At 35.5% G+C, this 15,533-nt stretch carries 12 protein-coding genes; 5 read left to right on the top strand and 7 right to left on the bottom strand.

Features of this window, described 5'->3' with window-relative positions; all coding sequences use genetic code 11:
* Positions 1–23: 23 nt before the first annotated feature.
* The 3 genes from CWS31_RS00265 to CWS31_RS00275 all read right to left on the bottom strand — a co-directional run bounded on the left by CWS31_RS00265 (position 24) and on the right by CWS31_RS00275 (position 2,563).
* Positions 24–1,091 carry a GGDEF domain-containing protein gene (locus tag CWS31_RS00265; protein WP_246143238.1) on the bottom strand — a complete coding sequence of 356 codons (1,068 nt, stop codon included), beginning with the start codon at positions 1,089–1,091 and terminating at the stop codon, positions 24–26.
* 219 nt (positions 1,092–1,310) lie between these two features.
* Positions 1,311–2,012, bottom strand: coding sequence for a VC0807 family protein (locus CWS31_RS00270; protein WP_101343163.1), 702 nt, complete (start codon positions 2,010–2,012; stop codon positions 1,311–1,313).
* Between the two features lie 125 nt (positions 2,013–2,137).
* Positions 2,138–2,563, bottom strand: a complete 426-nt coding sequence (locus CWS31_RS00275; RefSeq protein WP_101343164.1) for a CBS domain-containing protein — start codon at positions 2,561–2,563, stop codon at positions 2,138–2,140.
* A 270-nt stretch (positions 2,564–2,833) separates the two neighbouring features.
* Here CWS31_RS00275 and CWS31_RS00280 point away from each other — a divergent pair, with 270 nt between their 5' ends.
* The gene (locus CWS31_RS00280; protein ID WP_101343165.1) at positions 2,834–3,346 is read left to right on the top strand and encodes a hypothetical protein; all 513 of its coding nucleotides are present in this window, start codon (positions 2,834–2,836) and stop codon (positions 3,344–3,346) included.
* Positions 3,347–3,676: 330 nt separating this feature from the next.
* Positions 3,677–5,101, top strand: coding sequence for a pyruvate kinase (gene pyk, locus CWS31_RS00285; RefSeq protein WP_101343166.1), 1,425 nt, complete (start codon positions 3,677–3,679; stop codon positions 5,099–5,101).
* 164 nt (positions 5,102–5,265) lie between these two features.
* On the opposite strand, the gene CWS31_RS00290 is transcribed toward pyk, so the two are convergent.
* Complete coding sequence (locus tag CWS31_RS00290; RefSeq protein ID WP_101343167.1) at positions 5,266–6,537, bottom strand: peptidase MATCAP family protein; 1,272 nt, start codon at positions 6,535–6,537, stop codon at positions 5,266–5,268.
* Between the two features lie 228 nt (positions 6,538–6,765).
* Between CWS31_RS00290 and CWS31_RS00295 the strand changes: the two genes are divergently transcribed.
* Positions 6,766–8,664, top strand: coding sequence for a putative bifunctional diguanylate cyclase/phosphodiesterase (locus CWS31_RS00295; RefSeq protein WP_101343168.1), 1,899 nt, complete (start codon positions 6,766–6,768; stop codon positions 8,662–8,664).
* A gap of 61 nt (positions 8,665–8,725) precedes the next feature.
* Here the strand turns inward: CWS31_RS00295 and ahpF are convergent, their stop codons facing one another.
* Positions 8,726–10,297 (bottom strand): alkyl hydroperoxide reductase subunit F, encoded by a 1,572-nt coding sequence (gene ahpF, locus CWS31_RS00300; RefSeq protein ID WP_101343169.1) that lies wholly within the window; start codon positions 10,295–10,297, stop codon positions 8,726–8,728.
* A 146-nt stretch (positions 10,298–10,443) separates the two neighbouring features.
* Positions 10,444–11,007 (bottom strand): alkyl hydroperoxide reductase subunit C, encoded by a 564-nt coding sequence (gene ahpC, locus CWS31_RS00305; protein ID WP_101343170.1) that lies wholly within the window; start codon positions 11,005–11,007, stop codon positions 10,444–10,446.
* Positions 11,008–11,349: 342 nt separating this feature from the next.
* On the opposite strand from ahpC, the gene CWS31_RS00310 reads away from it, so the two are divergent.
* Both CWS31_RS00310 and CWS31_RS00315 read left to right on the top strand, forming a co-directional pair.
* Positions 11,350–12,783, top strand: coding sequence for a catalase (locus CWS31_RS00310; RefSeq protein ID WP_101343171.1), 1,434 nt, complete (start codon positions 11,350–11,352; stop codon positions 12,781–12,783).
* A 130-nt stretch (positions 12,784–12,913) separates the two neighbouring features.
* On the top strand, positions 12,914–13,831 hold the full coding sequence (locus CWS31_RS00315) for a hydrogen peroxide-inducible genes activator (RefSeq protein WP_101343172.1): 918 nt from the start codon (positions 12,914–12,916) through the stop codon (positions 13,829–13,831).
* Between the two features lie 129 nt (positions 13,832–13,960).
* Here CWS31_RS00315 and CWS31_RS00320 read toward each other — a convergent pair whose 3' ends face one another.
* The gene (locus CWS31_RS00320) at positions 13,961–15,532 is read right to left on the bottom strand and encodes an AMP-binding protein (RefSeq protein ID WP_101343173.1); all 1,572 of its coding nucleotides are present in this window, start codon (positions 15,530–15,532) and stop codon (positions 13,961–13,963) included.
* Position 15,533 lies beyond the last annotated feature (1 nt).

Here is a 15,533-nt window from a genome sequence, read left to right on the forward strand (position 1 = left end):
GTAATATAAAGCCCAGCGTCTTATCAAGTGATATTTTCAAACTTTGGAAATATTTGATTTCTTCCAGAATCTTTTGCCTGATATAAAAACTTATCGGCACGGTTGATTACTTCATCAATACTTTGCTCGGCAGTAAATTGTGATATTCCCATACTTACTGTTACCTTGATACTTTTATCTTCGTAACTTATTACATAATGTTTTAATTGATTTTGGATTTTTTCTGCGATTATATTGGCATTTACAGCAAGAGTTTGTGGCAAAATAAATAAAAACTCTTCACCGCCCCAACGAGCAACGCAGTCTTGCTCTCTTATAGAGTCAGTGAATAATTTGGCAAGCTCTCGCAAAACAGCATCACCAGCATTGTGCCCATATCGATCGTTCACTTTTTTAAAATGATCAATGTCACATATAATGATAGATAAGGATTCATTGCTACGAGCAATTCTTGCTTGCTCTCGTTTTAATATGCGAAGCGCATCACGACGATTAGACAGTTGTGTTAATGGGTCAAAGTGAGCTAGTTGTTGATATTTCTTACTTAATTCCAAAATATGCTTAAAGGATTGTCCTCTTGAATATTCATATAACGAAGATAAAAATGTGACCGTTAAAAAAGAATACAATAAACGTAATTTAAATTCAGTGCTATATTGAGCATGAACAATAAGTTCGTCTGGTATAAACATTATGCAACTAATTACTGTAATAAATACGGCAATATCAATTAAGCCTCGCTTCAAACCATGAATAAATACAGACACAGGAGCAACAATATATATCCATAAAGGCCCTGTATTGCCAACACCACCTGAGAAGACAAGATAAAACATTAATAAATAAAGCGAGTAAAGAATAATCGCAGAGCTTAATGCTACGTTATTGAATTTTTTGTGAGCATAATAACCGATGAAATAGGTCAAAGAAGCGAAAAATAATCCTGAGCCTAAAATCAAATTTTGATTGAATAGCGCAACAATTCCCATGATCGCAGTGATTGTCATGCCGACCAACGCAAATACAGAAACAACATGCGGTTGTTTGAGTTGTATATTTTCGTTGCTATCTATTGGTGAAGGCTCAGTCAAAAATATAATCCATTAGTCTGTTGTAATTAGTTAATAACTTAACATATAAGTTTTCAGCCGTACTAATTTCGTACTAATTTCGTACGATTTTATCGTTTGTTTGTTAATTTAAATATATGCTTTTGTAGTCAAGTTGCAGTCAACGTCAGTGGTAAATTTTAAGCACAATAAATTATTTATTTTCTCTAACTAAAGTTTAGTTTATATTAATTTTTTGTGTTATTTTTCAGCGTTTAATATTTCTTCAAACTTCAGATTAGTTAACTTCATAATACTTCTCACAACATAAAACATAATGGCCATTAACATTACCATGGAGGGGATGGCGATTACTGGGTAACTATATAAAGTCATCTCACCTAGTTGTTCGTTAAATTCAGTAGTACCTGCAGGACTGGTAACTACCCATTTAGCTAACAAGTAATTCATAGTGGCAGAAAAAACAAAGGTCATTGAAAGTAGGTGATTAGCACGTTGAATAATCGCTTTAAATATCTCGGTTTTGTTATTGTCTGCTAGTGTTTGATAAATTAAGTCTAAATTAAAAAGCATAGGGTTTAACAATAACTTGGCAATTAATGGCTTGCCCCAAAAACCGGAAATTAATACTACCAAACCTATTACTGAGGGAATAGCTGCTTCTTTAATAGCTAACCATTGCACGTCTAATTCAAATAAACCAATACCGCCAGTTAATAGAGTACTTAAAAAACCAAGTAGCGAAATAAAGTTCATTGACTTGTTTTGTACAAAGTCATAAACGCCGTAACAAAGCGGAAATAATAACGCTAAAATTAGTGCATTAACTGAGCCTAAATATTCATCGCCAGATAACTTCATTAAAATAATCGATGGCACGGCAATATTAAAAATTATTTCAAGCAGGGTATTAGGGCGTTTAGTTTTTGTTTGAGTGGTCATGGTTTTAATCTTGAATTCAGAAATAGGAAAACTAACAAAAGTTAGTCAATGTGGTCATTTATCGAGTTTATATAATCAACAACATAATACCATACTCGGATGCGAAGGTAAGTTAAGGGTAAATATTAAGTTTTATGCGGTTGAACTTTACTATATAACCAATTAATAATATCTCGCCAAGTGATAATACCCACAGGTTTATTGTCGCTGTTTACTACAGGTAAACAACTCACCCCAGTGTCGTGAAAAACTCTGATCGCGTCATTAAACGAAGTAAACTGCTTAATTGAAACTAGTTTTTTAGACATTATTTGGTGTACCCGCTTATTTAGCATGGCTAAATCTTTATCGTTAGCAGTGGGTAATTCTAAATTAGAGTTTGTGGCTTTTAAATAATCTCGTTCTGATATAACGCCGACTAGGTTATTTTTATCATCAGTTACTAGTAAGTGGTGAAACTCATGCTTTATAAATAGCTCTCTCACTTCTGTTAAGCGTTGGTCTAAGTCGATACAAGTGATATTGGTACTCATTATGTCGTCAATCTTCATTGTTAATACCTCTTACTTCGTTGTATTTTTAGATATAAATTAATTGCAAATTAAAGCCAAGACAAGAGCAAAATATGACTATAGAGCATGTTAACTATGTATCATAACTAAGTAGCTTAATTTAACGGTATATTGAATCACCAGAATAAAACGACAATAAACGGTTAAAAAAATCATGTCAACAGAGAAAAACAGTAAGCAAAAGCTAACCTAACATCTTAAATTTAGTTATTATGCTGATACATTCTACCAATAGATAAGTGAATAATTATGAACAAAAATATCATTACGGTTTTACTGGGCTTATTACTAAGCACTTCAACACTGGTTAATGCTGGCGACAATAAAATTGGAGCAAGTTTAAATCAGAAACAAGAGTTAGCGTTAGTCGAAATTCCAGCCAGTGCGATGGCTACTATTTTGGAAAATCACCCCGACTTTATCGCTCAAGAAGCTGAAATGGAGTTGAAGCACGGTAAAACCTATCTTGATATTGAAGGTATAGGACAAACGGGTAAAGAAATTGAATTTGATATGCTCTTAAAAGATGGCACATGGCAGATTGTAGAAATACAACGTGATTTAGTAATATTACAATGCCCAGAAATGGTACTTAACGTGTTACCTGATATTTCACCACAACGTATTATTGAAAGTGATCAAACTAACGGTATTGTTATTTATGAATTTTATACCGTTGATGAAAATAATAAAGAAGGTAAATATGAAGTGAAAGTTGAAAACAACCAAGCGGTATTACTAACAAAAGAGTGGACTCATTAAGTTTAAATAATCGTATTTTAGGGCAATTCCGATAAAAAATGATCATAAAACAGTCATATTTATACAACATAATATTATGAGTAATATGCTGTTTTTTGTTGTGGCGTAATATACAACCTGAAAACTAAATTTATTATTTAATTTTCAGGTACTTATAAAACTCATTATTCTAACATTATTCTAAATAGTATTATTGATCTAATCTATATTGAACATATTAGACTAATGATCATATTTCTAACGTTTATTGCAGCAATTTACCTGAAAATTAACTACAATACGCGCAAGAAGAATGAGCAACACTTACTCCCTTAATTTGTGAATGGAAATATGACTAAAAAAACTAAGATTGTAGCTACCGTATCAGACCTTAAAGGCGACGTAGCATTTATTGGTGAATTATTTAAACGTGGCGTAAACGTTATTCGTTTAAACACCGCTCACCAAACTCCAGAAGATACACGTGAAGTAATTAAAAACGTACGCGCAGTAAGTGAAAAATTAGCGGTTTTGGTTGATACCAAAGGTCCAGAAATGCGTACTAACTTGAAAATTGAAGAAGACTTAACCATCAAAACTGGTGATAAAGTTGTTTTTCGTGCTGACGGCTTAGACGCTGTAACCACTAAAGATGCAGTTCAAGTTAACTACTTAGGTTTTGTTAAAGACGTGCCAGTTGGCGCACGTATTTTAATTGACGATGGCTTATTAGAGCTAGTTGTTGACAGTAAAGATGAAGAGCAACTTTACACAACTGCATTAAACAACGGTAAAATTAAGAAGAAGAAATCGGTTAACGTTCCTGGCGTTGAAATTAATCTTCCTTCAGTTACTGATCGTGATAAAACGTTTATCGAAATGTGTATCGACACAGGTGTTGACTTTATTGCTCACTCATTTGTGCGTAACAAGCAAGATGTATTAGATGTGCAAAACATCTTAGACGCGAAAAACTCGCCGATTAAAATCATTGCTAAAATCGAAAACCGTGAAGGTGTAGATAACTTAGATGAAATCTTAGAAGTTGTTTACGGCGTAATGGTTGCTCGTGGTGACTTAGGTATCGAAATCCCTGGTTACGAAGTACCATTAGTACAAAAAGATATGATCGAACGTTGTATTAAAGCTAAAGTACCTGTTATTACAGCAACACAAATGCTTGAAAGTATGATTCAAAACCCACGTGCTACACGTGCTGAAATTTCAGACGTTGCTAACGCTGTTTTAGATGGTACTGATGCATTAATGCTTTCTGGTGAATCTGCATACGGTGATTACCCGTTTGAAGCTGTTGAAACTATGGCAAACATAGCTAGACACGTTGAAGAAAACACAGCAAGTGGTATCAACCTTGACTCAGAAGATACTAACAAAGATTTACAAGCATACATTGCTAAATCTGTTGCTAAATCTGCACGCGATTTAGAAGTTGATGCGATTGTTGTACCAACGGCTACAGGCTCAACTGTTCGTCAAATTGCTTCACATCGTCCAGCTGCACCAATTTATGCTGCATGTTACAAGCCTGAATCACTACGTTTATTATCATTAAGCTACGGCGTAGAAGCATACTTAATTGATGTTCCAGAGCGTAAAGATGTTATTAAAGCATCTATTGCACCACTTTTAGAAAGTGGCATAATCAAAAACGAAAGCTTAGTTGTTATTGCTAAAAGTGCACAAGGTGCTCCGAAAGGAGAAACTAACCGCATGGAAATCAACACAGCAGCTTCATTTGTTAACCGCGTAAACTAATTTAAATATTAATTTACCTTGTTGCCTAGCAACAATTAACAAGCGAATAAAAAAGCTTAAGCCTCACGGTTTAAGCTTTTTTTATGGCTGTGAATATTGAGCTAACGAATTAGCGTTAATACCAAACGCAATAATTAATTTGTTTAGTATAAACCGAACTCAGGTTACTTAAGTGTTTTTGGGATGTTATCGAGTAATTGATCGTAGTGACTATAAATTTTAGGCATGTCCATGCTGTTGAGAAAACCAGAGCAGGTTAAGTAAGCTAATAAATAACGTGCGTCTTTAACCCAAGGAGGAAGGTACTTGGGGGGTTGGCATAAGCCTATTTCTTCAAGTTTGTATAAAACCGGTATGTCTTCAATATCTAACTTGCCGCAAAATAATAATTTAAGGCAATCCGCTCTGCCATTTACCGCAATAGCCTTTAAGAAATTGTGTACCCGAATTAGTCCCTCTAAATAAACGCCGTCTTTAGTAAACGGAGCACCGCCTGTTAGCATGCCGCCTCTAAATACGCGACGGCTGTTCTCATAGGCTTGAGACTCATTACCAATTCGACCTAAGAAGTAATGATATACATCTAAGAAATCAGCGCCTTCAATTGACATTTGTATAGCGATAATACGATCAGCAAGTCTGCGTAGTCGGTCTAAATCAATTGAATTAGTGATATATTCAGAAAATACTGCTAAACCTTCTTGTGTTTTAGTGGTACCAGGATGACCAGCAGCCAGTATTTTAAGGTGTTGTTGATTTAAGCCGTTAATTGATGTGGCAACATGAATATGCGCTTCGTGGTTAATTAATTGCTGTGCATCTAAATCAGTAAAACATGCGGTTCTTCTAATTCTGATTAATTTGGGGTTAGCTAAGGCGTTAGCTGAAAGTTCATCAACAATTTCAACTTTTGGCGCTTCATCCCCAAACATTTTTACAACAGCCGCTTGCATTTGACTGGCAATATCTGAAGCCAGATAACACATAGGAGGCGGGGTGCCAAAATCATAAGTTGAATAACTACTAATTTGTCTATCAAACGTTTTAGCTAACTCAAGTGGTGTTGACTTATCATCAGTGAATGGGTTGGTTGGTTTACCGTATAGTCTTTCTGAATACTTATAAAAATCTGCAGTTCCTACCGATGCCATCATCAAGGCACCAAACTCAAGTTTAGTTGAAATTCGGTGTAACCATTTATCGATGTCTGAGCTGCTCATTAGTGCTCTGGCATCGTTAACAAGCGCTAAGGTTTTTCCTGCATCAAAGCTAGAATAATTTACTTTAGGCAATTCCTTGGCTTGGTCTTTAAAGAATTGATGCTTAATATCTCTGTGCCATTCTAAGTGTGAAAGAATACGTATAGGCTGACTAGCGCTATATAGGATCGAACTAATTTTAGTAATACGTTCTTTTTCGACTTCTATTCTATTCATTAGCTATTAAATTCCAACATAATCTAAAGCGCTGTTAATCTTCAATTATATGATAAAGAAGCAAGTAAAGAACACTTAAAAGTTGTAATGATATGAGTACAGGTAAAATGCCATAAGACTTATTGTAGTTAACGTTCAGCGAATTCCCTATAGGTAAATTGTATTATTGCTAAGTTGTAAAACCTGCTATTATTTACAGTAACAAAAAATAATTACTAGGTACACGCTTTGTCTAGAGAGAGAAATTATCAAGAAATAACAAAGGGGCACCACTTTTTTAAAGTTAAGCACTTATTAAAGTTTATTTGGGCTGTGGAAGCTACGTTATTTTTTACCATCTTACAAAGACTCTACTTAGGTGCTTATTCAACTGCTTGTATCGCTTTTTGCACTTTTATTGCTATTCTCGGCGTCTATTTTTTAGCAAAAAAAAATAAAGTTGAAGAGTCGGCCACACTGCTGTTAATTATCTTTACTGGTTTTGTTACCTATTTTATGTGGCTGTATAGCGGAATTTATGACGAAGCTGTATTTGCTTATCCTTGTATCTTAATTATGGTCGCTATGCTTGGTAATAAACGCTTATTTATAGGTTTGTTTATTTTCATTTCTCTTTCCATTTTACTTAATGGTTTTGTCAATTCCTATGGAATTTATACTAACGAATCGTCACATTCACAGTTAAATAGTGCGTTTTTAATTACTTTCATTTTTTCACTTATTAGTTACACCATAGCATTAATGGCTAAGGACTTTCGCAAGGTTTTAACTAAATTAGGTGACGAGAATCAAAGCGTTATTAAAGCTAAAAATGAAATAGAAATATTGTTACGACATGACATTCTTACCTCTTTACCAAATAGATTGATGGCGAATGATTACTTTCAAAGTGCAATGTCAAAATCACGTAGGGTTAATAACAAAGTACACATAATGTTTGTTGATTTAGATGATTTTAAGTTAATGAATGATGCGTTAGGTCATCAAGCAGGAGATTTATTATTAATTGAAATCGCCGCCAGATTAAAAAAGGTAGTCAGGGGAGATGACTTAGTATGCCGTTTTGCAGGCGATGAATTTATTCTGATTTTTGAATCACTTGTTGAGCCTGAATTGGTCGCGAATATTGCTAATAAAGTTATTTCTGCGGTTAAAAAACCATTTTACTATCAGGGACATCAATTTATTTGTGGTTGTTCTATTGGTATTTCTATCGCACCAGATGACAGTAGCGATTTTGATAGTTTAGTGCGTAATGCTGATACGGCTATGTATCACTCGAAAACCCTTGGTGGTAACTGCTTTCATTATTTTGATGATGAAATGAATACCTATGGTCATGAATATTTAAGCTTGATCACCGATTTAAGAAAAGCCATTAAAGAAGAGCAATTCTTTTTGGTATATCAGCCTAAAATTGATTTACACACTAATAAGATTACTGGTGCTGAAGCATTGATCAGGTGGAATCATCCTGAAAAAGGCGTGATCTTCCCAGACTTTTTTATCGATAAAGCTGAAAAGTCGGGATTGATTTGCGACATCGGCGAATGGGTTTTACATGAAGCCTGTAAGGTGTGTAAAGAATGGGTGAGTGCAGGCGCTGTTGATTTTTCTATGGCCGTTAATATTTCTTCCAAACAATTTGCTAAAGGTAATTTAGACGAAGTAATAAAATCAGCTTTAGAATATAACGATTTACGTGGTAAAAATTTAGAGCTTGAGATGACTGAATCGTTATTAATTGATAATTCAGAAGAGTTGAAAAATACCTTTAAATATATTCGTAAATTAGGTGTAGACTTCTCAGTAGATGATTTTGGTACGGGTTATTCTAATTTAGGTTATTTGAAAGAGTTTGATATTACTACGTTAAAAGTAGACCGATCTTTCATTTATGATATTGCTAATAAACCAAAGAATCAGGCGCTTGTTAAAGCTATCATTCAAATGGCTAAAGGTCTTGAACTTATTACTGTGGCTGAAGGTATAGAGGACTTGGCTACGGCAAATATGCTTATCGATTTTGAATGCGATTCAGCTCAAGGTTATTTCTGGTCAAAACCGTTATCTAAACGTGAATTTGTAAAATTTATTGAAGAGTTTAATAGCAGTAAGCTAGTTTAAATCGGCTTAAAATAAAGCCAGTTTGATCTTACAAACTGGCTAACTCATTGCTAATACTGTTTTAACTTTCGCGAATAATATAATCAAATGCTGACAAAGATGCTTTTGCGCCTTCACCCATGGCAATAACAATTTGCTTATAAGGTACGGTTGATACATCACCTGCAGCGAATATACCAGGCTCACTGGTGTTACAGCGCTCATCAATTATAATTTCGCCATGCTTAGTGCGTTCAACAACACCGTCTAAGAAGCTACTGTTTGGCAATAAACCAATTTGTACAAAAATACCTGCTAATGAGTGCTGTTTAACTTCACCTGTTACCCGGTCTTCATAAGCAAGGGCGATAACTTTACCATTTTCTGCAATAACTTCTTTAGTCGCTGCGTTTTTGATAATAGTAATTTTGCTATGTGCCTCAGCTTTTTCAACTAATACTTGGTCGGCTTTTAATTCAGGTAAAAATTCAAATACTGTCACGTGATTTACCATGCCCGCTAAATCAAGCGCGGCTTCTATACCTGAATTACCGCCACCAACAACCGCAACATCTTTGCCTTTAAAGAATGGACCATCACAATGCGGACAAAATGCTACACCTGAGCCGATGTTTTCTTTCTCACCAGGTACGCCAAGCTCACGCCATTTTGCACCAGTGGCAACGATTACTGTTTTCGACTCTATGATTTCACCGCTTGATAAGTGCAATACTTTGGGAGACTTTCCTTCTGTTTGAACCTCAGCTTTGTCAATTTTCTCTACACGTAAGAACTCTTTAATGGTGATATCGTAATCAGCCAAATGCGCTTGCATATTACCGGTTAATTCTGTGCCAGTTGTTTTTGGTACTGAAATTAAGTTTTCGATACCTACAGTATCTTTTACCTGACCGCCAATACGGTCGGCAATCATAGTTACATTTAAGCCTTTACGGGCGGCATAAATTGCAGCTGCAACGCCAGCAGGACCCGCGCCAATAACAGTAACGTCTTGCAAAGGTAATTGCTCTTGCTCTTCACCCCCGACAATATAAGGAAAACGTTCAATTAATTTATCTACTAATTGTGCAGTGTCTATTTTGCCGTTGGCAAATAACTTACCGTTTAAATAAACACTTGGTACGCCTTGTATGTTTCTTTCATCAATAACGCTTTGAAATAAAGCGCCATCAATCATTTCTGAGTTTATTGAATCATTCAATAACGCGAATTGGTTTAATGACTGTACAACGTCAGGACAGTTGTGACAGCTTAATGAAATAAAAACTTCAAAATGTAAATCATCATGAATTTTTTTAACCATATTGGTTAAGGTATTATCAAGTTTTAATGCAGTTCCAGATGATTGTAATATCGCTAAGACTAATGAATTAAATTCATGACCACTTGGAATACCTGAAAAGTGGATGCCGTTATTTTTACCATCGACCTCTAAATAGAAGGTGATAGGGCTACGTAAATTGTTATCACGTTCAATCAATTCTAAGTTATCTGAAATTGAACATAATTGAGATAAAAAATCTTTCAATTCTGCACGTTTTGTATGTTCACCAGTTTGTAAAACTAGCGACACCTTGTTATTCATATTTTGAGTATAAGTTTTCAATGCGTTTAAAATATCTTGGCTTAACATAGTATTACCCTTTACTGTAATGAGTTGTGATGATGAATAAGTTATAACAACTCATGAATCTGGTGAAAAAAACTGATGAAAATGGCGGAGACTTACCTCCGCCTTTTGTTACTTAATGTGCAGACTAGTTACGGTTTAGCAATTAATTAGATTTTGCCAACTAAGTCTAAACTTGGAGTAAGTGTTGCTTCACCTTGCTCCCATGCTGCAGGGCATACTTCACCGTCGTTAGCGCGAACATATTGTGCGGCTTTAACGTTACGTACCATGTCTTTAGCGCTACGGCCAATACCACCAGCATGAATTTGTGCTACTTGGATAACACCATCAGGGTCTGCTAAGAAAGTACCACGGTGTGCCATGTGGTCTTCTTCAATCATTACGTCAAAACCGCGAGTAATGTTGCCTGTTTGGTCGCCAATCATAGGAAATTTGATTTTGCCAATCGCTTCTGATGAGTCGTGCCATGCTTTATGTGAGAAATGTGTGTCAGTTGATACAGCGTAAACTTCTACACCTAGCTCTTGTAATTCAGCGTATTGGTTTGCCATGTCTTCAAGCTCTGTTGGGCAAACAAAGGTAAAGTCTGCCGGGTAGAATAAAAAGATAGACCATTTGCCTTTAACGCTGTCTGATGTTACTTCAACAAACTCACCGTTGTGGAATGCTTGTGCTTTGAATTCTGGGATAGTTTTGCCAATCTGTGCCATGAGTATTTCCTCGTTAATTTTAAAATTTCTTAATAAATGTGTTAATAAGTATTAGTAAGTATTTACAGCTTCAAAAGCTTATTTGCTTTCGATGGAGTTATATTAAGTGGATTTATGTGATTTATAAAATTAATAAAATAGATATTAATAATCTGTTTTATAGAATGTTGATTGGTGTGATTTTTAATAAAAGTGATCTACAGTAATAGGCAGATTATTTATTTAGTTAGCTTTAGGTGCTAAATTTAAGATCTTTTTTAAACTCTAATTTCTAGAACTAATTAGCTAACATTGTATTAATTAAACAGCCAAAATCATTTCATTAACGTAAAGGAATAAAACATGTCTGATAAAAAATTAACTACAGCATCGGGTTGTCCTGTAGCTCATAACCAAAATGTAATGACTGCAGGTCCACGCGGGCCACAACTCTTACAAGATGTTTGGTTTTTAGAAAAACTAGCGCATTTTGATCGAGAAGTTATTCCAGAAAGACGCATGCATGCTAAGGGGTCGGCAGCATACGGAAAATTTACTGTAACTCACGATATTAGCCAATATACTCGCGCTAAAATATTCTCAGAAATAGGTAAAGAAACAGAGCTAATTACACGTTTTTCAACCGTTGCGGGCGAGCGAGGTGCAGCAGATGCAGAGCGTGATATTCGCGGTTTTGCAGTTAAGTTTTATACCGAAGAGGGTAACTGGGATCTAGTGGGTAATAATACCCCGGTATTTTTCTTACGTGATCCGCTGAAATTCCCAGATTTAAACCATGCCGTTAAACGTGATCCTAGAACCAATATGCGCAGTGCAACCAACAATTGGGATTTTTGGACATCATTACCTGAAGCCCTGCATCAAGTAACTATTGTCATGAGCGATCGCGGTATTCCTGCTACTTATCGTCACATGCATGGCTTTGGTAGTCATACATTTAGTTTTATCAACGCAGATAATGAACGCTTTTGGGTTAAATTTCACTTTGAATCTCAGCAAGGTATTAAGAATTTAACTGATGCAGAAGCAGAAGCTTTAGTTGGTAAAGATAGAGAAAGTCATCAAAAAGACTTATTAGACTCTATTGATAATAAAAACTTCCCTAAGTGGGTGTTAAAAGTTCAGGTTATGCCTGAAGCTGATGCAAGTAAGGTAGGTTACAACCCGTTTGATCTAACCAAAGTCTGGCCACATGGAGATTACCCATTGATTGAAGTGGGCGTGATGGAGCTAAACCGTAACCCTGAAAACTACTTTGCAGAAGTTGAACAAGCCGCTTTTAACCCTGCTAACATAGTGCCAGGTATTGGTTTTTCTCCTGATAAAATGCTACAAGGGCGTTTATTTTCATACGGTGATGCACAGCGATATCGTTTAGGGGTTAATCATAATCATATCCCTGTAAATGCGGCGAAATGTCCTGTACATAGTTACCACCGAGATGGGGCAATGCGTACAGATGCTAATTATGGTGCGACTATTGGTTATGAGCCAAGCAGTACGGGTGAGTGGGCAGAGCAAGCTGATTTTTCTGAGCCACCATTAGATTTACAAGGTGCAGCAGCTCATTGGGATCATCGAGAAGACGAAGACTACTTCTCACAAGCAGGTGCTTTATTTAGATTAATGACGCCAGAGCAACAACAAGTATTATTTAATAATACTGCTGCTTCAATGGGTGATGTGTCAGTTGAAATTAAGCTGCGTCATATTAAACATTGTACAGCAGCTGATCCTGCTTATGGAGCAGGTATTAGAAAGGCATTAGGTTTATAAAGTTAACGCTTAATATCATTTTAAAAGCCCTATTCAAAGTTATTTGAATAGGGCTTTTCTGTTTTTATCTTTTATACGATAGGTTTTTTAGATTAAACTGTTGATTAAGTTTTATTAAATAAAAATTCTTATGATCACACTTAAACAATTACACTATGCACTCGCAGTTGAGAAAACTTTACATTTTAAGAAAGCGGCTGACGCATGTAACGTATCGCAATCGGCATTAAGTACCGCAATCAATGAGCTAGAAAAACAACTTGGTTTGAGTGTTTTCGAGCGTAACAACAAAAAAGTATTAGTGACCAGTAAGGGGCAGTTAATACTTGATAAAGCGAAGCAAGTTAAAATTGAAGTTGATCAACTAATGCAAATATCTCAATTGGATAAAACTGCATTTTCAACACCTATGTCTATTGGCGTTATTCCTACTATTGGTCCGTATTTATTACCTAAAATTTTACCTGAGGTAAGAAGGCAGTACCCAGACTTTAAGTTAAGAATTCATGAAGATCAGTCACATGTTTTAGTCGATATGGTTAGAAATGGTGAGCTTGACGCGGCAATATTAGCACTACCTTATCCTATTGATGGTTTAATGAATTTTGATTTTTGGCAAGAAGATTTTTATTGGGTCAGTCACAAAGATGGATGTCCAACTCAACTAGAAGAAATAACCACCGAAGAGTTAGCCGTTGAAAAGTTGATGCTATTAAAAGACGGTCATTGTTTGAAAGAGCATGCGCTTGCTGCTTGTAGTTTAAAGAGCCAAGAGCAGAATACCGATTTTAATGCTGCGAGTTTATATACTTTAATTCAAATGGTTGCAGGTAAACTTGGGACGACTATTGTGCCGCAGATGGCATTAGATCAGTTAATTCATGATGAATCTGAGCTGCGCGCGGTGCATTTGAATGAGCCCGGCCCACATAGAACTATTGCCTTAATTATTAGGCCAAATTATGTCAGAACGGGAGAGTTAACCTTACTAAAGAATATATTTAAAGAACAACTTAGTTTGAGCGTGGCTGATAATAGCAAAGCATAGACTTTTAGATTGTAGGGAGTAGCTTGTAGGAAATAAATTGCTAGGGAATACTAGGGCATAAATTAAAAACGTCATCGCCGACAAGAAATATCGAACGATGACGCTAACATATCAATTCAAAATTATTTTTTATTTAACTGATAATTCTTTTTTCAATACCGCTTTATTGATTTGATTCTTATCATTTTGCATTAAAGGTAATGATTTTTTATAGATTACTCTACTTGGCACCATGTAAGAAGCTAGATGTTTTTTCAACTCAAATATAATCTCTTTTTCAGGGATTTTACTTGCTGCAGAATAAACCATTACCACTTCTTCTTCTATTTGCTCATTGTCGATACCAAACACCGCACATTGATTTATTTGCGGAATGTTTTTATCAACAACCGATTCAACTTCAAGCGGCGACAATCTAAAACCACGGGTTTTAATCATGTCATCTTGTCTTGAGCTAAAGTAGAAGTAACCTTCTTCATCTTTGTAAACGTAATCGCCAGTTGCGACTACGATTTCATCAGTTAATTGCCCTTCAATGTTAATCACATCTTTAAGGATCTGTACTGATTTAAAGCGTAGTGCATTTTGCTCTGGTGCGTTCCAAAAACCTTTGTAGATATAACCGCCACGGTGAATTAACTCACCCACTTCTCTTGGGCCACATTCTTTACCGTCTTCATTAATAACGTAAAGTTCTACGTCAGCAATGGCTTTACCAATAGAGTCGGGACGAATTTCCACTTGTGATGGATCAAGATAAGTTGAACGAAATGCTTCGGTTAAACCATGCATTGAATAAAATTTTGCTTGCGGGAAAGTACGCTTACAATCTTTAATCATTTTCGCCGTTACATTACCACCTGAAGAGGTAATAGTTTTAACGTGCGTAAATAACTCAGGTGTTGGTAATCTGTGTTCATCTTCATCGAACATTTGTGAAATATGTACAGGCATTACCGGGATCACTGTCACTTTATCATTAATTAAATGATTGAAAAAATCATCAGGCAAAATCAAACGATGAAGTGCTAATGTTGCCTTTTTATATAACGAGCAAAACAGTTGGTTTAAGCCGTAATCAAGATTGAAAATTAAGGTGCCTGAAATAACATCTGTCTCGTCTAAACCTAAGTATTGTGATACAACACGAGCGGAGTCAATCAAGCTACGATGCGATATTACAATACCTTTTGGCTTACCAGATAAACCAAATGAATAGGTAATTACGGCGTTACTGTAACTGTTAATATCGCAGCTGTATGACTTGTTGTAATACTTATAAATCTCTTCAAAAGAAGGGATGTCTTTACCTGCCGTATCATACGAAATAACCTTGCCAGCAAAGTTAATTACGGCAATGCTTTCTAGATGTTTTTTGTCGGTTATAAGACATTGAATATCACAGTCTTCTACTATGTACTCTACTTGCTCAGGTTTTAATAAAGTGGTTAACGGCACTAAAACATAATCAGTAGACAATATAGCCAGTATCGCAATAACTTGGTCAATACCTTTGTTTGAATAAATACCAATGCGTGAGTCTTTAGGTAAATCGAGTTCTTGTAAGTAGCAAGCAACTTGGTTTACTTTATTCAGCAATTCGGCATAAGTAATACTGTTATTTTTAAAACATACTGCGGTTTTATCGCTGTGCGAGTTTGCAGCATTTTCAATGATGGTTCTTATACAGTTTATTGACATA

Source organism: Colwellia echini (genome assembly GCF_002843355.2).
GTDB classification, from domain to species: Bacteria; Pseudomonadota; Gammaproteobacteria; order Enterobacterales; family Alteromonadaceae; genus Colwellia; species Colwellia echini.